Consider the following 19184-nt stretch of genomic DNA (forward strand, 5'->3'; position numbering starts at 1 on the left):
TTTAAAAAACGCCCCGCCCTCCGGCGAAGCGTCTCCATCGATCATTCTTTTTCTTCCGGGTCATCGTCAAAATCTCCCCCCGGACTGTGGTATTTCAGATCAAAGATATCGATCACGTCCGCACCGAAGATATCATGCATATACGCATAAAGCTGCCGGTTCATGATCTCCCTGTTCTGCTTGATCACGACATTCTTTTTGATCTCCCGCCTTGTTCTTGCAAGCCAGTCTGACAAAAATTTGATCTGCTCCGCATTGCTTTTCATCTCGCGGTAACAATAATCCATCGTCTCCAACATCAGGGTACGGTTCAGTTCGTCTATTTTTTCAGGGATCTCGTCCAGCTCCTTTTCGCAGGCCGCAATCTTTCCGTTGATCTCATCGATCAGCCTGCGATCCTCCTCCAGTCGTTTTGCCGATACCGTATCTCCCTGATTTTCTTCCGTTCCCTTCATATTCAAAACGATATTGTCCATCAGCGTATTTTTTAATTTTTTCAGATCCTGATATTTCTGATTTGCCCGCGCCTGTTTCGTCAACAGCCCCTTGATCTTATCCTCAAGCCTCTGTACCCGGATAGGTTTTCCGTTTCGTTCAAACAACTGATGCCACTTCTGATCCAGGGTAAGTAACGGCACTTTTTTGCCGGACAATGCTTCTTTAAATTCTTTTTTGTCCCCCATATATCTTTTGCACCTTATGTTTTATTCTTTCGTATGACTCTTTACAATGTTATAAGACAACTGCATCAGGCTATCGGAGAGATGTACATTCTCTACTACAACATTCTCATCCAGCACCTGAAGATCCACATGCGCGAAGTTCCATATTGCATGGATGCCAAGGCTGACTACCAGATCCGCCACCGAATCCGCAGCCTCTTTCGGCATGGTAAGCGTCGCAATATCCACCTTGTGATCTTTCACAAAATCTGCCAGTTCATCTAACATACGCACTTCGATCCCACGGACCAGCGTGCCCTTTAATGCCGGGTTTACGTCAAACAGTCCGATGATCACAAAACCGAGTTTTTCAAATTTTACATAATTTGCCAGTGCCTGACCCAGATTTCCGGCACCGATCACAATGATATTGTGTTTTTCATTCAATCCCAGTATCTTTCCGATTTCTTCGTAAAGATATTTCACGTTATAGCCATAGCCCTGCTGTCCAAAACCGCCAAAATTGTTCAGATCCTGCCGGATCTGGGAAGCGGTGACCTGCATCCTGGAACTCAACTCATTGGAAGAAATACGTTCCACGCCTTCATCGAGCAGTTCTCCCAAATATCTGTAATATCGCGGCATTCTGCGAATTACTGCCTGTGAAATCTCTTTTCCCACGATAGTACCCCCTGACTGGTCATTCCATTGATGTACTTATTATATGTTTTTCCGGTCGGACTGTCAATGTGTCAAAAATTTAACGACAATTTTTTCACAATTTGTTTATCCGAGCTCTGAGGACAATGTCTCCCATTGCTCGTACAGTTCATCCAAAGCCTCCTGCTCCTTTGCGCGCAGGCTGCCAAGTTCATTTAATTTTGCCGAATTGGTTGCGATTGCCGGATCTGCCAGCTTCTCATCGATCTCTGCGATTGCCTGTTCTTTTGCTTCAATGTCCGCCTCTACTTTTTTGATTGCATTTTCCTGTTTGCGGATCCTTGCCTGCTCTTTTTTCTGCTGTTCCCAGTCCATTTTCACGGCACTTGTTTTTTCCGGCACACGCGCTTCCGCCTGCCCGGCAGTTACATGGAACGCCGTCTGTTCCTCACGCTTTTCCAGATAGTAATCGTAATTTCCAATGTAATTGATCACTGTTTTTCCCGTAAGATCCAGGACACGCGTTGCGGTCTGATTGATAAAATAACGGTCATGCGATACGAAAAACACGGTTCCGGTATATTGATTCAGTGCAGATTCCAGAATCTCCTTTGATGTGATATCCAGATGGTTGGTCGGCTCATCGAGGATCAGGAAATTGGCTTCCGAGAGCATCAGCTTCGCAAGGGACACCCGTCCGCGTTCTCCACCGCTCAGGTCACCGATCCGCTTAAACACATCATCCCCGGTAAAAAGGAAAGCGGCAAGGACATTGCGGATCTGCGTATTGTTCAGATACGGATAATCATCCGAGATCTCCTCCACCAGTGTCTTTTCCATATGAAGGACATGGTGCTCCTGATCGTAATAGCCGATGTGAACATTGGTTCCAAGCCGTACTTCTCCGCCATCCGGCGCGATCAGACCGTTTATGATCTTTAACATCGTCGTCTTTCCGGTTCCGTTATTGCCGATCAGCGCCACACGCTCTCCGCGCTTGATTTCAAAATCGATTCCGGAAAACAGGTAATTGCCGTCAAACTGCTTTGCCAGTCCTTCCACTTTCATCACGTCATTTCCACTTACGATATTCGGCTCTAATGTAATGTGGATATCCGTGTTGTCTTCGACCGGTTTTTCCAGGCGTTCCATCTTATCGAGCATTTTTTCACGGCTTTCCGCCCGCTTGATGGATTTTTCACGGTTGAAGGATTTTAATTTTGTGATCACTTCTTCCTGATGTTTGATCTCACGCTGCTGATTGTAATACTGCCGCAGCAGTGCCTCTCTGGCGCTTTTCTTTTTTACGGCGTAGTCGGAATAATTTCCAAGGAAGACCGAAACCCGGTGCTGGAACACCTCGATCACCTTTGTCACGACCCGGTCAAGGAAATACCGGTCATGCGATACGATGATGACTGCCCCTTTATAATTCATCAGATAGGTTTCCAGCCATGCGATTGAATTCATATCCAGGTGGTTGGTCGGCTCATCGAGGAGAATGATATCCGGTTTTGTCACCAAAAGACGTCCCAAAGCGACTCTGGTCTTCTGTCCGCCGGAAAGTTCCGACATTTTCTTGTCAAAATCTTCCTCTCCAAAGCCGAGTCCCTTTAAGACGCCCGTTACTTCACTTTTATACGCATAGCCTTCCTGCAGTTCAAATTCATGGTTCAGTTTATTATAATCGGCAAGCAGTTTTTCCATCTCATCCGCGTCACAGCCATTCATGGCATCTTCCATCGCCCGCAGGCGTTTTTCCATCTCGATCACCGGCTGTTTGACGGAAAGCACTTCCTCGTAGATCGTTTTGTCCGAATCCTGTTCCTGATGCTGTGCCAGATAACCGATCGTCTTTCCCTTCGCAACCGTCACCGTTCCCTCATCCGCATCGATCTCCTGCATGATGATCTTTAACATGGTTGATTTTCCGGCGCCGTTGATCCCGACGATCGCCGCCTTTTCATTTTCCTCGATATGAAAAGACGCGTTTTTTATTATTTCGTCTGTCCCAAAGGATTTACTGATATTCTGACAGGCTAAGATCATAATTTCCTCCTAAAAGGGACATCCCTTCCAGTTAGGAAAGGGATGCCTCTAATGTTTCTCTTATTGCTTTAATAAAATTCTCGCTGTTTAATACGGTCGGATCCTGCAATGAGGTGATCAGTGCCAGATCCTTTGTCATTTTACCAGATTCAATGGTGGTAAGGCAAGCCTTTTCCAGTTTATCTGCAAAATTCACAAGTTCCGGGATCTGATCCAATTCTCCGCGCTTTCTGAGTGCTCCACTCCATGCAAAAATGGTGGCAACGGAGTTTGTGGATGTTTCCTCACCTTTTAAATGTTTGTAATAATGACGCTGAACCGTTCCGTGTGCCGCTTCATATTCATAGTAGCCCTGCGGGGAAACCAGTACGGAAGTCATCATGGCAAGTGAGCCGCACGCGGAGGAGATCATATCGCTCATGACATCTCCGTCATAGTTCTTGCAAGCCCAGATAAATCCCCCCTCTGATTTCATAACACGGGCAACCGCGTCATCGATCAGTGTATAGAAATACTCAATTCCAGCCTCATCAAATTTGGCTTTAAACTCTTTTTCAAAAACATCCGCGAAAATATCCTTAAACGTATGATCGTATTTTTTAGAGATAGTATCTTTGGTTGCAAACCACAGATCCTGTTTGGTATCGAGCGCGTACTTAAAGCAGCTTCTTGCAAAGCTCTCGATCGAGCCGTCTAAGTTATGCTGACCCTGGATCACGCCCGGTCCTTTAAATTCATGGATGGTCTCTCTTGTCACGGTTCCATCTTCCGCAGTAAACACCAGTTCCGCAACACCTGCACCCGGCACTTTCATTTCCACGTTTTTATATACATCACCATACGCATGTCTCGCGATCGTGATCGGCTTTTTCCAGTTCTTTACACACGGCTCAATGCCTTTTACCTGAATCGGAGCGCGAAATACGGTTCCGTCAAGGATGGCACGGATCGTTCCGTTCGGGCTCTTCCACATTTCTTTTAAGTTATATTCGGTCATACGCGCCGCATTCGGTGTGATGGTCGCACATTTTACCGCAACGCCGTATTTCTTTGTGGCATTGGCTGAATCCACGGTGACCTGATCGTTTGTCTCGTTTCTGTGTTCCAGTCCAAGGTCATAGTATTCCGTCTTTAAATCAATGAACGGAAGAAGTAATTCATCCTTGATCATCTGCCAGAGAATTCTGGTCATTTCATCTCCATCCATCTCTACCAACGGTGTGCTCATCTTGATTTTTTCCATGTTCGCTTCCTCCAATATTTTTTATTTTAATAAATTATCCCATCCATACTGATCCATGTTCTGGATCGTGTTCATCATATGGATCGTTGCAAGTTCCTCCGCTTTTTTGCTGTCCTTCGCCTTTAATGCCTCAACGATCTTGCGGTGCTCCTCATTGGACGCGACCGCCCGTTTCGGATCTGCCAGCGTGATCTTGCGCACCCGCTGCACATAATGGTGAAAATCTGACAGCGTATGTTTTAATACCGGGCTTTCAGATGCCTCGTATAAGATCTCATGAAACTTATTATCCAGCTCTAAGATCTGCTCCGCATGCCCCTCTTTTCCCGCATGAAATTCCGAGAGATAGATGTTTTCCTCCAGTTCATCCAGCTGTTCTTTCGTGATATGGCTGCATGCCCACTTCGCGCACAGCCCTTCCAGCCTCGAACGGATCTCATAGATATCCTGGATATCCTCTTTGGAAATTCCGACCACATAGGCTCCCTTGTTTGGAATGATCGTTACCAGTCCTTCCAGTTCCAGCTGGCGCAGCGCTTCCCGCACCGGCGTACGGCTGACACCTAATTCATCCCCGATCGTCTTTTCCTTTAACTCCTCATTATAGCGGTATTTTCCTGATAATATGTCCTCTCTTATCGTATGAAATACTTTGGTACTCAAAGAGTATCTGTCATCAGCCACATCATAGCCTCCCTTTTTTATAATACAATACCCAGCTTCTTGCAGCAGTCCGTAATCTCAACTACAAGTTCATTGTCTGTAAGAACAGTTACACGGCCTTCTTCATACTGCTTATCTACCCATTCTTTGATCATCTTTACCAGCTCGGAATTCTTATCCACCCATCTGTCCTTGCTCAGACGATAGTAGGAATTGATCCAGTGTGCGATTCCAGCAAGTCCGGAGGTATTGGATACCGATACCAGTGCCGGACGGTTTAGGAATTTTTCGGTATCGAAAATATTGTAGATCTCCTCATTCTTTAACAGGCCATCCGCATGAATGCCGGCTCTTGTGACATTGAAATTCTTTCCGACAAACGGCGTACGATCCGGGATATGGTAATTCAGTTCTTTTTCATAATACTCCGCAAGTTCTGTGATGACCGTGGTGTCCATGCCATCCAGCGTTCCACGCAGCTGCGCATACTCAAATACCATTGCCTCAAGCGGTGTATTTCCGGTACGCTCACCGATTCCAAACAGTGCGCAGTTGACGCCGGACGCGCCATACAGCCATGCAGTCGTCGAGTTGTTGACTGCCTTATAGAAATCATTGTGTCCGTGGAATTCGATCAGTTCGCTCGGCACACCGGCATGTGTGGTAAGTCCGTAAATGATGCCCGGGATACTTCTCGGTATCACGGCACCCGGGAAATTCACGCCATATCCCATCGTGTCACAGACACGCACCTTGATCGGGATCTTATACTCATCCATCAGTTTCATGAGTTCCAGACAGAACGGGATCACAAAACCATAGATATCCGAACGCGTGATGTCCTCCAGATGGCAGCGTGGGCTGATCCCGGTCTCCAGACATTCACGGATGACACTCAAGTACAGGTTCATAACTTCGCGTCTCGTCATCTTCATCTTATAGAAAATATGATAATCCGAGCAGCTGACCAGGATACCGGTCTCACGCAGTCCGAGATCTTTTACCAACTGGAAATCCTGTTTGCTCGCGCGGATCCAGCTTGTAACTTCCGGGAACTTATATCCGCGTTCCAGACATTTATATACCGCGTCGCGGTCTTTTTTACTGTAAAGGAAAAACTCACTCTGACGGATCTTTCCTTTCGGTCCGCCAAGTTTATGGAGATAATCGTAAATCGTCACGATCTGCTCTGTCGTATACGGTGCTCTCGACTGCTGTCCGTCACGGAAGGTTGTGTCCGTGATCCAGATCTCCTCCGGCATATTATGCGGCACAATACGGTCATTGAATGCAATCTTCGGAATCTCCGTATATGGAAACAGATTTCGGAATGTATTCGGCTCTGTTACGTCTGCAAGCTGGTAAAAATGCTCCTCTAACTGAAGCAGATTCGTCTTATCGTTCATTACAACTTCTCTCATATCAACAATCTCCTTTGCCTTTGCTTCTTGTATTATTGTATACAATTATACTTGTATTTGTCAATACGAGATTTGAATTATTTTATTTTTATGCACGTTGTGTGTATGTTTATTTATTTTTCTCCGGTTTTTCCGACTGTTTTGGCGCATATTCTTCCGTCACCCGAAAAGTTTTCTATTTTTGCATTTGGTACCGGAAACACATACAAGCAGCCCACATATGATGAATTGTAAATCAAAACCTGGAGGTTACAATATGAGTGATTTAGCAGCAACAAACTGTGGATGTGGATGTGAAAGCGGATGTGGCAATGGAAACAACTGTTCCTGGCTCATTATCCTGATTTTACTCTTCTGCTGCTGTGGTAATGGCAATGGCTTCGGCGGTTGCGGAAACGACAGCTGTGGTGGAAACAACAGCTGCATCTGGATCATCCTTTTGCTCTTCTGCTGTGGCGGATGTGGCAACGGAAACGGCTGTGGCTTCGGCTGCTGATCCGGTCAGTCTTAAAGCAGGAAAAAGAGGGCTTATTTCAAGTCCTCTTTTTCCTTTCCACTTTCTTTCTCTTTCTGCTTCTGCCGGATGCACTCCTCATCTATTTCATAGACATCATTGCCTTCGATCACAAGTTTTTTCATATTTTTCCCTCCTTTTTTATTATATGCCGTCTTCCGGTTTTGGGCATAGGCATTCCATCTGTCTCATAGAATAAAACAAAAAAGGATGGTCCAAGACAACTTTATGGAAAATGAATCTACCTTTACTCCTTTCGACCGGGAGCTGCAAAGCAGGGAACTTATGATCTTCAAGACAATGATTCCCTATCTCATGCCCGGTCAGCAGCGTATGTTCGCGCTCATGATAAAATTTATGGAACTGCAGAAAACAGCTTCTCTGTTTAACGGAAAAGCTCCCTCCATGCAGGTATGCTCCTCCACCGACCCACAGGAGCGGATATCGCAGATGCTCGCTGACATTCGTGGCTACTGCACACCCAAAGAGCAGGAGAACATCGATATGGCACTCAATATGATCCAGATGCTCTCCACTTACGAGGTGCTCTTCAACTAAAACAGATCTATCAGAAAGGAAATCAATTATGGATATCTCATTTCTCACCATGCTGCCACAGTTTCAGCAGCTCTCCGAAGAAAAAAAGCAGTTTCTGATCGAATTCGCGATGGCGGATCACGGAAACAACGCGAACTCCGCCGCGCAGAGCCTTATGCAGGCGATCCAGACGGCAAAGGGAAAAAACATTTCCTTTTCCAAAGAAGAAAGCTCTCTTTTGATCGAAGTGTTAAAGCAGAATATGTCAAAGGAAGAAGCCACGCGCACCGACAAAATGTTAAAAATGGCGCAGCAGTTCCTAATGATGCAGCAGATGAAGAAACGCTGACAGAAAAAGAGCTGTGAAAATAAGTCTCGCATTTCCACAGCTCTTTTATCTTTTATTTTTATTTCGCTACGATATTGATGATCTTGCCCGGTACATAAATTTCTTTTATGATATTTCCGGTCAGTTTGTCGCCCAGTGCAGCCTTTCCTGCCGCAAGCGCCTCATCTTTCGCCACATCCTTTGCAAGTGTAACGGTCGCTTTGGTCTTTCCGTTGATCTGAACCGCGATCTCAACTTCATCATCTTCCATTGCCGCTTCATCATATGCCGGCCAGGAAGTATGGAATACGGAATCCGTATGACCGAGCTGGCTCCACAGTTCTTCTGCGATATGCGGTGCGAACGGAGCAAGTAAAATTACATAGGTCTCTAAAGTTTCTCTATCTACGCCGCCGTTTTTCGCCATATCGATGAGCTTGTTGTTATATTCCATGAAACCGGAAATAACGGTATTCAAACTGAAGCTCTCCAGACGGGTTGTGATATCGTAAACCATACGGTGACGGATCTTTACCAGTTCCTTTGTCTCTTCGACTCCGGCATCTTTCTGTTCCATCACAAGCTTCCAGAAACGGGTAATGAAACGGTATACACCATCGATACCTCTGTCATCCCATTCGGAATCGAGTTCCGGCGGTCCAACGAAAAGCTCATACAGTCTTAACGCGTCACAGCCGTAATCTCTGACCAGATCATCCGGGGAAATGACATTTCCCTTGGACTTGCTCATTTTGATTCCGTTCTTTCCGGTGATCATACCCTGATTGAAGAGTTTGATAAACGGTTCATCAAAATCGATCACTCCGATGTCACACAGGAATTTTGTGTAGAATCTGGAGTACAGAAGATGCAGTACCGCATGTTCCACACCACCGATGTACATGTCAACCGGCAGATACTTGTCCGCTTTTTCTCTGGAAACCAGTTCCTTATCGTTCTTGTTGTCTACATAACGCAGGAAATACCAGGAAGATCCAGCCCACTGAGGCATGGTATTGGTCTCACGTTTCGCCGGCTTTCCACATTTCGGACAGGTCGTATTTACCCACTCATCGATCGCCGCAAGCGGTGATTCTCCGGTTCCGGTCGGTTCATAGGATTTTACATCCGGCAAAAGCAGCGGAAGCTCTTCTTCCGGTACCGGCACGCAACCACAGTCCGGGCAGTGTACGATCGGGATGGGTTCTCCCCAGTAACGCTGTCTGGAGAATACCCAGTCACGCAGCTTGTAGTTGGTTGTTGCCTTTCCGATGCCCATCTTCTCGATCATCATCGGTGCTTCTTTTTTCAGTACCGCTGATTCCATGCCGTTCCAGTCACCGGAATTGATCATGATACCGGAAGCATCTGTGTACGCTTCTGTCATATTTTCCATTGCATTTCCGTCTTTTGAAATAACCGGAATAATCGGAATATTATATTTTGTCGCGAATTCAAAGTCACGGTCATCATGCGCCGGTACACACATTACCGCGCCGGTACCGTAATCCGCAAGTACATAGTTTGCAAGATAGATTGGGATCTTCTTTCCGTTGATCGGGTTGATCGCATAGGAGCCTGTGAACACACCGGTCTTTTCCTTGCCCTGTAAGCGGTCTACGGAAGACTTTAAGGAAGTCTCATAGATATAATCCTCAACCGCTTTTCTCGTCTCATCCGTTGCCAGATCTTTTGCCATTGCATGCTCCGGTGCCATAACCATAAAGGTACAGCCATGCAGGGTATCCGGTCTTGTCGTGTAGACCGTGATCTTTTTGTCGGTTCCGTCTACTTTAAAATCAACCTCTGCGCCGTGAGATTTTCCGATCCAGTCAGTCTGCATCTTCTTTACTTTCTCCGGCCAGTCAAGCTTGTCAAGATCTGCAAGCAGACGATCCGCGTATGCTGTGATCTTGAGCATCCACTGTTTTAAATTTTTCTTGGTAACATCCGCGCCGCAGCGTTCGCATTTTCCGTTTACAACTTCTTCATTTGCAAGACCGGTCTTACAGGACGGGCACCAGTTGATCGGCATTTCCTTCTCATAGGCAAGTCCCTTTTTGAACATCTGTACAAAGATCCACTGTGTCCATTTATAGAAATTCGGATCTGTGGTATTTACTTCCATATCCCAGTCGTAAACTGCCGCGATCTCCTTGATCTGACGCTTGATGTTCGCGATATTGTCCGCTGTGGATTTCGACGGATGTTCGCCCATCTTGATCGCGTAATTTTCTGCCGGAAGACCGAAGGCATCCCATCCCATCGGATGAATCACATAATATCCGTGTAAGAGCTTGTAACGACTCCACACATCAGAGATCACATATCCTCTCCAGTGTCCGACATGTAATCCGTTTCCGGACGGATACGGGAACATATCCAGACAATAATATTTCGGCTTTTTGCCATCATTGACGTTGACCGGATGTTCTTCCCAGATCTTACGCCATTTTTGTTCCACCGCTCTGTGGTTATAAGGTTCTGCCATTTTTAACTTCCTCCTGCATTTTTTCGGAATTTGTATATTTCTTTTTTCTGGCAGCAGCACTCTTTTCTGCCGTCAGGAAATACTCACACAAAAGGTGTACATGACAATCCATGTACACCTTTCAAATTTTATCACACCGAATCAATTTGTCAAGAAAGAGCTTGCGTTTATCGCAAGAATCTTGTCAATCGGTGAAATACTCGTTCCGTTTCCGTCCGTTCCTTCAAAATACTTTCCTCCGGCAGATTCAAACAATACATAAATGTTTCCGTCCGCGATCTCAATCTCCTCGGAACACGGTGGCATTTCCACCTTGACATACGGCTTTGTAGGTTTTTCGTCCATGGTGCGAAGTGAATCATATACCTTTAAATAAGAGGATTTTGTTCTGCCATGGGAAGTGCTCATAAACACCGTTCCATCCTCATCAAACGCAACCCCCTGCACTTTGTTCGGGATCCGGTATTCTTCCTTCTGCTGTAATTTTTCGCCGTCAAACTGGTAAGCGATCATTTTGGAATTAAAGAAACGCGTTTCCGTCGCGACATAAAGTCTTCCGTCATAATAAGTGATGCAGGACGGGCGGTTTGCCACTTTATATGCTGTGATCGAGTCACTGCAATCCACACACGACTGGAGCTTCTGGTCTGCCAGACGTTTGACGAATCCATACGGGATCCGCTCTAAGGTCTGATTGTCGGAATGGCATACCCACAGGCTGTTTCCGTCGAATGTGATACCCCCCAGATGGCTTTCCTTTTTCATGCCGAGAGTGACGAGATATTCTCCGGTCTCCCGGTCAAACACATGTAACGATCCCACTTCTTTTTTTCCAACGCTGTACGCTGTCACCATAACGTAATCATCGGTCATACAGATGCCCTGCGGACACTGGTTCGTGTCGGAAATACGGTTACTGATCCAGTCTTCCTCTCTGGTTGACGGCATTCCCGGAATTTCGATCTGCTGTAAAAAAGAATATTCGCAGTTTTTTAACTCACGATCCGTACCGCTTATGGAAGATCCGGTATTATAGGAATACATCTGCACACTGCTCTCATCATCGATCGTTCTGGTCCATTTCGCGAACAGTGTCACATCTCCGAGGGTATCTTCGGTCAGCTGTGTCACTTTTGTCCGGTAATTGCTTTCCAGATACCAGCCTGCGAAATTGTAACCGCTTCGCGCCGGTACATGCAGTGTGATCGGCAGATCTTCTTCCTCGTAGAAATCCGGGTTCATCCAGATGTTGACTCCGCCGTTTAATATGTAGTTTACCCGGTAAGTTCCATCTTCGGCAGACGCATTTCCATCGGTGCAGATTTCAATCCCATAGTCTTCCCCGAAAGCAACGGACGGTGTCACGTCACATGCCTGGACAGTGTCTGCCGCTTCAAGTAAAAATACCATGATCAGAAATACTGCGAATAAAGATCTTTCTTTTTTCATATCCATGCGCCTGCCTTTCCTATGATGCCGGAACTTGTTTTATGATTCCATTGTTTCTGCCTTTCCTGCTCTTTCCTCTACTTCTTTTTGCTGTACATCCGCCGGTGCTTTCTCATATCTTGCGAATTCATAGGAGTAATCTCCGCGTCCTCCGGTCATGGAACGTAAATCGGTATTGTATCCATACAGTTCCATATACGGGATCTCCGCTACGATCTCCTGTTTTTCATCCTCCTTCGGATTCATTCCAACCACTCTTGCCCTGCGTTTATTCAGATCTCCCATGATATCTCCGGTGAAGATCTCCGGCACAACCACTTTTAATGTGGCGATCGGCTCTAACAGAACCGGAGACGCCTCCATAAAGCCCTTTTTGAACGCCTGGCCTGCCGCAACCTTAAATGCCATCTCCGAAGAGTCTACCGGATGGTAGGAGCCATCATACAGTACCGCTTTGACCCCGACTACCGGGTAAGCTGCAAGAGGTCCTTTTTTAACCGCTTCCTCGATTCCCTTTTCCACAGCCGGGAAATAATTTTTCGGTACCGCTCCTCCGACTACGGTCTGTGAGAACTCATATGCCTCCGAGAGGTTGCCGGACGGTTCAAAGGTCATCTTTACATGTCCGTACTGGCCATGTCCTCCGGACTGCTTTTTATATTTGTATTCCACATCCGCTTTCTTTAAGATCGTTTCACGGAACGCAACTCTCGGCCGTTTCAGTTCGATCTCCACTTTGTAACGGTTTTTGAGTTTTGCAGCTACGATCTCTAAATGCTGATCTCCCATTCCATATAAAAGCGTCTGTCCGTTCTCGCTGTCATTGACTGCCTTTAACGTCAGATCCTCCGCCATCAGTTTCTGGAGTGACTGGGAGATCTTATCTTCATCCCCTTTGTTTTTCGCCAGATAACGTTTTGCCGTATACGGCGTTGAAATGCTGGTTCTTAAATATACTACCGGATTTGCGCGGGTAGAAAGGGAATCCGTCGTTGCCGTAACCGTAAGTTTCGCCAGTGCTCCGATATCTCCTGCATGCAGCTCCTTTACCTCTTCCGGCTTACTGCCGTTCATCACATACAGCTTGCCGATCTTTTCATCCGCGTCTTTGTGGTGGTTATAGAGCACATCATCCGGTTTTAACACACCGGAATTTACTTTTATCAGAGAATATTTTCCGATGAACGGATCCGCGATCGTTTTAAACACATACGCTGATTTCGGTTTCGCGAAATCATAATCCGCATTGTAAACTTCATTGTTCTTTACATTGATTCCGGTGCAGACCCGTTTATCCGGGCTCGGCAGATATTTTATGATGTCGTCTAACAGTGTATACATACCCTGTGCCAGAAGGTTCGATCCCATGGAGATCGGAACAATGCTTCCGTCCGAAACATTGACACGGAGTGCCTGCCGGATCTCGTCTTCCGAGAATTCCTCACCATTAAAATAGCGATCCATAAATTCCTCGCTGGTCTCCGCAACCGCTTCCATCAGCGCGTCGCGGCAGATATCCAGATTTGCCATGGAATAATCCGGAACCTCGAATTCCAGTACATCGCCCTTTTCATTCCAGCGGTTTGCCGTTTTTGTCACAACATTGACATAACCGACAAATTTTTCATTTTCTCGGATCGGCAGGTGGAACGGTGCAATACGTTTTCCGTAGAGTTGCTGCAGATCTTCCACTACCTGTCTGAAGCTTGCGCTGTCAATATCCATATCCGTTACGAAAAACATCCGGGGCAGTCTGTATTTTTCACAGATCTCCCATGCCCTTCTGGTGCCGACCTCGATCCCGGCTTTTCCGGATACAACAATGATCGCGGCATCCGCGACGCTGACTGCTTCCTCCGTCTCTCCGATAAAATCGAAATATCCGGGTGTATCTAAAATATTAATCTTATTGTCTTCCCATAAAATCGGAACAATCGATGTATTGATCGAAAAAAGTCTGTTGATCTCTTCTTTATCATAATCACTTATGGTATTCCCATCCTCAACTTTTCCCATTCTGGTAATTTTTCCGGAAAGATACGCCATCGCTTCTACCAGACTTGTTTTTCCGCATCCGCCGTGTCCAAGTAAAACTACGTTTCTGATTTTGTCCGTTGTGTAAACATTCATAGTAAATACCTCCCACATATTTCATGATATATGATATCCATCTCTATCATTTATTTTATGTGTATATTTTACTAAATTCCAGATACTTTTTCAATATAATTATGCAAAATATCTAATTTTATTTTTTGGTGAATAATTTTTCTCTATCTATTATGTAGAATACTACTTATTTCTTTCCTCCGTATTGCTACATTATGAACAATCTGTAAACGTCAAGCGCAATACTTTTTCACTTTAAAGTGTTGACTTACGAAATAAAAATCCGTATAGTAGTAACTGACAAAAGACTACGAAATGTTAAAGGAGTATATATATCATGATTATTGTAATGAAACAGGATGCAGCAAAAGACGATGTCACAAAGATTGTCGCAAAAATTGAAAATGCAGGATTAAAGACCCATCTCTCCGTCGGCGAGGAAGTTACGATCGTCGGTGTGATCGGTGACAAGACAAAGCTCGATGTTGACGCGATCGCAGCCGAGAACTCTGTTCAGAAGGTCGTTCCGATCACCGAAAGCTACAAACTCGCAAACAAGAAATTCCATCCGGAACCGACATCCTTTGCAGTGAAGAATACTTTTATCGGTCCGGACAACCTCACGATCATGTCCGGCCCATGTGCCGTTGAAACAGAAGAACAGTTACTGTGCATCGCAAGAGCGGTAAAAAAAGCCGGTGCCACCATTCTGCGTGGAGGCGCATACAAACCGCGTACTTCCCCGTACTCTTTCCAGGGACTTGAGGAAGAAGGTTTAAGATACATGAAGACCGCTTCCGATGAGACCGGTCTTGCAACGATCTGTGAAGTTACAAGCGCGCATGCAGTAGAATCTGCAGTAAAATATGTCAGCATGCTTCAGGTCGGCGCAAGAAATATGCAGAATTTCGAACTGTTAAAAGAAGTCGGAAAAACCGGTCTTCCGGTTCTCTTAAAACGCGGTCTCTCTGCCACCATCGATGAATGGCTGAATGCTGCTGAGTACATCATGGCTTCCGGAAGCCAGAATGTTGCGCTCTGCGAACGCGGTATCCGTACTTACGAGACATCCACCAGAAACACACTGGATCTGAGCGCGGTATGCGTATTAAAAGAACGCACCCATCTTCCGGTCATCGTAGATCCTAGCCATGCCACCGGTGTGCGCTCCTATGTAGAGCCGCTTGCGAAGGCAGCTGTTGCCTGCGGTGCGGACGGACTTATGATCGAAGTTCACAATGATCCGGCTCACGCGCTTTCCGATGGTCCGCAGTCTCTTACTTTTGAACAGTTTGACTCTGTTATGGAACACATCCGTCCATACGCGAAACTCGCCGGGAGGACACTGTAATGGAGTTTTCGAAGATCGGTTTTATCGGACTCGGCCTGATCGGCGGCTCCATTGCAAAGACCATCAAACGTATTTATCCGGACACAGAAATGATCGCGACCGCAGGACATCGCTCCACGGTCGCGGAAGCATATGCAGATCACACAATAAAAAATGATGAGCTGCTTCCTGTCTCCGATTTTTCGGACTGCGATCTGATCTTTTTATGCTGTCCGGTCAAACAGAATCTCATTTACTTGAAGCAGTTGAAGTCTGTCATAAAGAAGGGCTGCATTATCACGGATGTCGGAAGTGTCAAGGGCGACATTCACCGTGCAGTCTGTGAACTTGATATGGAAGACGTTTTTATCGGCGGACATCCCATGACCGGTTCGGAAAAGACCGGATACGCAAACGCCACTTCCTATCTTTTGGAAAACGCATATTATATCCTGACCCCGACGGCAAAGACTGCGCCGGATACGCTGCACGCTTTTCAGCAGTACATTGCGTCACTCGGTGCGCAGACGCTGATCCTCGGCTACGAGGAACACGATTACGCGACCGCGTCCATCAGTCATCTGCCGCACGTCATTGCCGCCACACTCGTCAATCTTATCTCTTCGATCGATAATGACGATGAGACGATGAAAACGATCGCGGCGGGCGGTTTTCGTGATATTACAAGAATCGCATCCTCTTCTCCTGTCATGTGGCAGCATATCTGTCTTTCCAACCGGGATCAGATCTTAAAGCTGATCGACCGCTACACAGATGCTCTTGGGGATATACGCGCTCTGGTTGAAAATAAGGATACCGAAAAGATCTTCGATTTCTTTTCCGCCGCCAAAGATTACCGCGATTCCATTACGATCGCAAAATCCGGCCCGATCAAAAAAGTATACGAATTTTACTGTGACCTGATCGACGAGGCAGGCGGTATTGCCACGATCGCAACGATCCTCGCAAGCAACAATTTGAGTATCAAAAATATTGGCATTCTCCATAACAGGGAATTTGAAAACGGCGTTCTCCATATTGAGATGTATGAACAGGACGCCTTAAACACAGCCATTGACCTGTTAAAAAAATATCATTATACTGTTTACGAACGTTAATGTTTTATCGAATGGAAAGGATACACTGATATGATAGAAATCCACGCAAAATCTTCCCTTCACGGAGAAGTAACGATCCCAGGTGACAAATCCATCTCACACCGTTCTATTATGTTCGGTTCTATCTCAGATGGCATGACAGAGGTAACCCATTTTTTAGAGGGTGCCGACTGCCTCTCTACGATCGCCTGTTTTCAGAATATGGGAATCGCGATAGAGCGTGACCACGATACGATCCGCATTCACGGAAAAGGACTGCATGGCCTTACAGCGCCGGCGCAGACACTCGATGTCGGAAACAGCGGAACAACAACCAGACTGATCTCCGGGATCCTCGCCGGTCAGGACTTTTCTTCTGTTTTGGACGGAGATGCTTCCATTGAATCCCGTCCGATGAACCGGATCATTACCCCACTCACCCGGATGGGCGCAGATATCACGAACGAAAACGGAAACGGCTGTGCGCCGCTTACGATCCACGGAAAAAAATTAAAAGGGATCCACTACGATTCCCCGGTTGCCTCCGCGCAGGTAAAATCCTGTGTACTTCTGGCAGGTCTTTATGCAGATGGCGAAACTTCTGTTACCGAACCGGTGCTTTCCCGGAATCATACCGAGCTTATGCTCTCAGCTTTCGGCGCGGATATTTCCTCCCATGGAACTACCGCATCCATCCAGCCTGAGCCGGTTTTAAGCGGTCAGAAGATCGAAGTCCCGGGAGACATCTCTTCTGCTGCCTATTTCATTGCCGCAGGACTCATCGTACCGAATTCTGAAGTATTGATCAAAAATGTCGGCATCAATCCGACCAGAGACGGTATTTTACGGGTAGCGGACGCTATGGGCGGCAATATCGAACGATTAAACTGCCGTACGGTCTCCGGCGAGCCGGTCTGCGATCTTCTTGTGCGCACTTCTTCCCTGCACGGAACCACGATCGAAGGGGAGATCATCCCGACACTGATCGATGAGCTTCCGGTCATCGCCGTCATGGCTGCCTTTGCCGACGGTACGACCACGATCCGTGACGCGGCAGAATTAAAAGTCAAGGAATCCAACCGTATCGATACTGTTACCGAAAATCTGCTGGCTATGGGCGGTGATGTCACCCCTGCCGAAGACGGAATGATCATTCGCGGCGGTCGTGCGCTTCATCCGGCACAGATCCATTCCCATCTGGATCACCGCATTGCCATGTCTTTTGCGGTTGCGGCACTCGCCTGTGGCGGAAGTTGTGAGATTGAAGACGGAGAATGTGTCAATATTTCCTATCCGGAATTTTATCACGACTTAAACCGGTTATAATTTTTCTTATCGCTAAAAAGAGCAGCTTCCCAAAAAGGAAACTGCTCTTTTTTTAAAATCTATGATTTGCCGAGTGTTCTTCACACCACGCTTTGGATCTGTCATAACTCCATTCCGGTTTATGATAAGCATCCCACGCGGCCTTCGTATCAACAAGCTTCTGCTTTTTATAATCCGCTGCTGCTTTTTCATACTCTTCTTCCGGTACACAGAGTTCTCCCTGTTCATCAAAGAAACAGGAATTGTATGTTGCGTCCGGATTGTACAAAAGTTCCCGGTTTTCCAGAAACATGGCATCACCAAAACTGAAGAAACGATATTTTTCCTTTACCGCCACACGGTAAGCATTTAAAATGTTCTCACGCCCGGTCAGTGCAGCGACAAGCATGACAAGCGTCGACTCCGGCAGATGGAAGTTTGTGATAAGTCCGTCGATCACTTTGTAACGATAGCCCGGATAAATAAAAATCTCCGTCCAGCCACTCTTTTCGGTAAGAAAGCCCTGCTCATCCGCTGCTGCTTCCATCGTCCGTGTGCTGGTCGTTCCAACCGCGATCACGCGATGTCCCTCTCTTTTCGCACGGTTGATCTTATCTGCCTCTTTCTGCTCGATCCGGTAAAATTCAGAGTGCATATGATGCTCCAGCACATCATCCTCCTTGACCGGCCGAAAAGTACCAAGACCGACATGAAGCGTCACCTCCGCGATCTCTATCCCCATCTCTTTTATTTCCGCAAGCAGTTCCTTCGTGAAATGAAGCCCCGCTGTCGGTGCAGCCGCAGATCCGTCATACTTTGCATACACAGTCTGGTAACGGTTGCGGTCTTTGAGCTGATGAGTGATGTAAGGCGGCAGCGGCATCTGTCCGAGCCGGTCTAAGATCTCTTCAAAAATCCCCTCATAATGAAACTGAATCAGACGGTTTCCCTCTTCTACGATATCAATAACTTCTCCGGTCAGGATTCCGTCTCCAAAAGATATTTTTGTACCCGGCTTTGCCTTTTTTCCAGGCTTTACCAGTGTTTCCCAGATATCATTTTCCCGGCGCTTCAAAAGCAGAATCTCGATCTTTGCCTCAGTTCCTTCTTTCACACCATAAAGCCTTGCGGGAATTACCTTGGTATTGTTGATCACCAGACAGTCCCCCGGCTTTAAGTACTCTTTGATATCCTTAAAAATACGGTGTTCCATTTCTCCCGGTTTCTTTTTTAACACAAGAAGCCGGGAACCGGAACGGTCTTCCAGAGGATCCTGCGCGATCAGTTCCTTCGGAAGATCATAATCAAATTCCTTTACGTCCATGT

General features: G+C 46.5%; 15 protein-coding genes and 1 pseudogene. 6 read left to right on the plus strand and 10 right to left on the minus strand.

What is annotated here, in order from left to right; translation table 11 throughout:
* Positions 1 to 41 precede the first annotated feature (41 nt).
* From H8Z76_RS04390 to H8Z76_RS04415, 6 genes are all read right to left on the minus strand, one after another.
* The gene (locus tag H8Z76_RS04390; RefSeq protein ID WP_186981761.1) at positions 42 to 683 is read right to left on the minus strand and encodes a hypothetical protein; all 642 of its coding nucleotides are present in this window, start codon (positions 681 to 683) and stop codon (positions 42 to 44) included.
* Between the two features lie 21 nt (positions 684 to 704).
* Positions 705 to 1346, minus strand: coding sequence for a redox-sensing transcriptional repressor Rex (locus H8Z76_RS04395; protein WP_147618033.1), 642 nt, complete (start codon positions 1344 to 1346; stop codon positions 705 to 707).
* 102 nt (positions 1347 to 1448) lie between these two features.
* A complete protein-coding gene (gene abc-f, locus H8Z76_RS04400) occupies positions 1449 to 3371 on the minus strand; it encodes a ribosomal protection-like ABC-F family protein (RefSeq protein ID WP_186981762.1) in 1923 nt (640 codons plus the stop codon).
* A 31-nt stretch (positions 3372 to 3402) separates the two neighbouring features.
* The gene (locus H8Z76_RS04405) at positions 3403 to 4614 is read right to left on the minus strand and encodes an NADP-dependent isocitrate dehydrogenase (RefSeq protein ID WP_022516311.1); all 1212 of its coding nucleotides are present in this window, start codon (positions 4612 to 4614) and stop codon (positions 3403 to 3405) included.
* Between the two features lie 21 nt (positions 4615 to 4635).
* The gene (locus H8Z76_RS04410; protein WP_022516312.1) at positions 4636 to 5298 is read right to left on the minus strand and encodes a GntR family transcriptional regulator; all 663 of its coding nucleotides are present in this window, start codon (positions 5296 to 5298) and stop codon (positions 4636 to 4638) included.
* A 17-nt stretch (positions 5299 to 5315) separates the two neighbouring features.
* Entirely contained in the window at positions 5316 to 6698 is a 1383-nt protein-coding gene (locus H8Z76_RS04415) for a beta/alpha barrel domain-containing protein (RefSeq protein ID WP_186981763.1), read from the minus strand.
* 256 nt (positions 6699 to 6954) lie between these two features.
* Here H8Z76_RS04415 and H8Z76_RS04420 point away from each other — a divergent pair, with 256 nt between their 5' ends.
* The 3 genes from H8Z76_RS04420 to H8Z76_RS04430 all read left to right on the plus strand — a co-directional run bounded on the left by H8Z76_RS04420 (position 6955) and on the right by H8Z76_RS04430 (position 8098).
* Positions 6955 to 7194: a hypothetical protein gene (locus tag H8Z76_RS04420; protein WP_022516314.1), complete on the plus strand. Its 240-nt coding sequence runs from the start codon at positions 6955 to 6957 to the stop codon at positions 7192 to 7194.
* Between the two features lie 303 nt (positions 7195 to 7497).
* Positions 7498 to 7770 carry a hypothetical protein gene (locus H8Z76_RS04425; RefSeq protein ID WP_147618031.1) on the plus strand — a complete coding sequence of 91 codons (273 nt, stop codon included), beginning with the start codon at positions 7498 to 7500 and terminating at the stop codon, positions 7768 to 7770.
* 28 nt (positions 7771 to 7798) lie between these two features.
* Complete coding sequence (locus tag H8Z76_RS04430) at positions 7799 to 8098, plus strand: hypothetical protein (protein ID WP_022516317.1); 300 nt, start codon at positions 7799 to 7801, stop codon at positions 8096 to 8098.
* A 58-nt stretch (positions 8099 to 8156) separates the two neighbouring features.
* Here H8Z76_RS04430 and leuS read toward each other — a convergent pair whose 3' ends face one another.
* The 3 genes from leuS to H8Z76_RS04445 all read right to left on the minus strand — a co-directional run bounded on the left by leuS (position 8157) and on the right by H8Z76_RS04445 (position 14147).
* The gene (gene leuS / locus H8Z76_RS04435; RefSeq protein ID WP_186981764.1) at positions 8157 to 10568 is read right to left on the minus strand and encodes a leucine--tRNA ligase; all 2412 of its coding nucleotides are present in this window, start codon (positions 10566 to 10568) and stop codon (positions 8157 to 8159) included.
* A gap of 141 nt (positions 10569 to 10709) precedes the next feature.
* Positions 10710 to 12017 (minus strand): InlB B-repeat-containing protein, encoded by a 1308-nt coding sequence (locus tag H8Z76_RS04440; protein ID WP_186981765.1) that lies wholly within the window; start codon positions 12015 to 12017, stop codon positions 10710 to 10712.
* A 39-nt stretch (positions 12018 to 12056) separates the two neighbouring features.
* The gene (locus H8Z76_RS04445; protein ID WP_147618029.1) at positions 12057 to 14147 is read right to left on the minus strand and encodes an elongation factor G; all 2091 of its coding nucleotides are present in this window, start codon (positions 14145 to 14147) and stop codon (positions 12057 to 12059) included.
* Positions 14148 to 14463: 316 nt separating this feature from the next.
* Between H8Z76_RS04445 and aroF the strand changes: the two genes are divergently transcribed.
* From aroF to aroA, 3 genes are read left to right on the plus strand one after another with little or no spacing between them, the layout of a single operon-like run.
* Positions 14464 to 15477, plus strand: a complete 1014-nt coding sequence (aroF, locus tag H8Z76_RS04450) for a 3-deoxy-7-phosphoheptulonate synthase (protein WP_022516323.1) — start codon at positions 14464 to 14466, stop codon at positions 15475 to 15477.
* Positions 15477 to 16574: a prephenate dehydrogenase gene (locus tag H8Z76_RS04455; RefSeq protein WP_186981766.1), complete on the plus strand. Its 1098-nt coding sequence runs from the start codon at positions 15477 to 15479 to the stop codon at positions 16572 to 16574. Before aroF ends, H8Z76_RS04455 begins: the two co-directional genes overlap by 1 nt.
* A 30-nt stretch (positions 16575 to 16604) precedes the next feature.
* Entirely contained in the window at positions 16605 to 17879 is a 1275-nt protein-coding gene (aroA, locus tag H8Z76_RS04460; RefSeq protein WP_186981767.1) for a 3-phosphoshikimate 1-carboxyvinyltransferase, read from the plus strand.
* Between the two features lie 283 nt (positions 17880 to 18162).
* Here aroA and queA read toward each other — a convergent pair.
* Positions 18163 to 19182 (minus strand): annotated as a pseudogene (gene queA, locus H8Z76_RS04465) (tRNA preQ1(34) S-adenosylmethionine ribosyltransferase-isomerase QueA); the annotation flags it as partial.
* Positions 19183 to 19184: the final 2 nt, after the last annotated feature.

It is taken from the genome of Roseburia yibonii, from assembly GCF_014297335.1.
Taxonomy (GTDB): Bacteria; Bacillota; Clostridia; order Lachnospirales; family Lachnospiraceae; genus Roseburia_D; species Roseburia_D yibonii.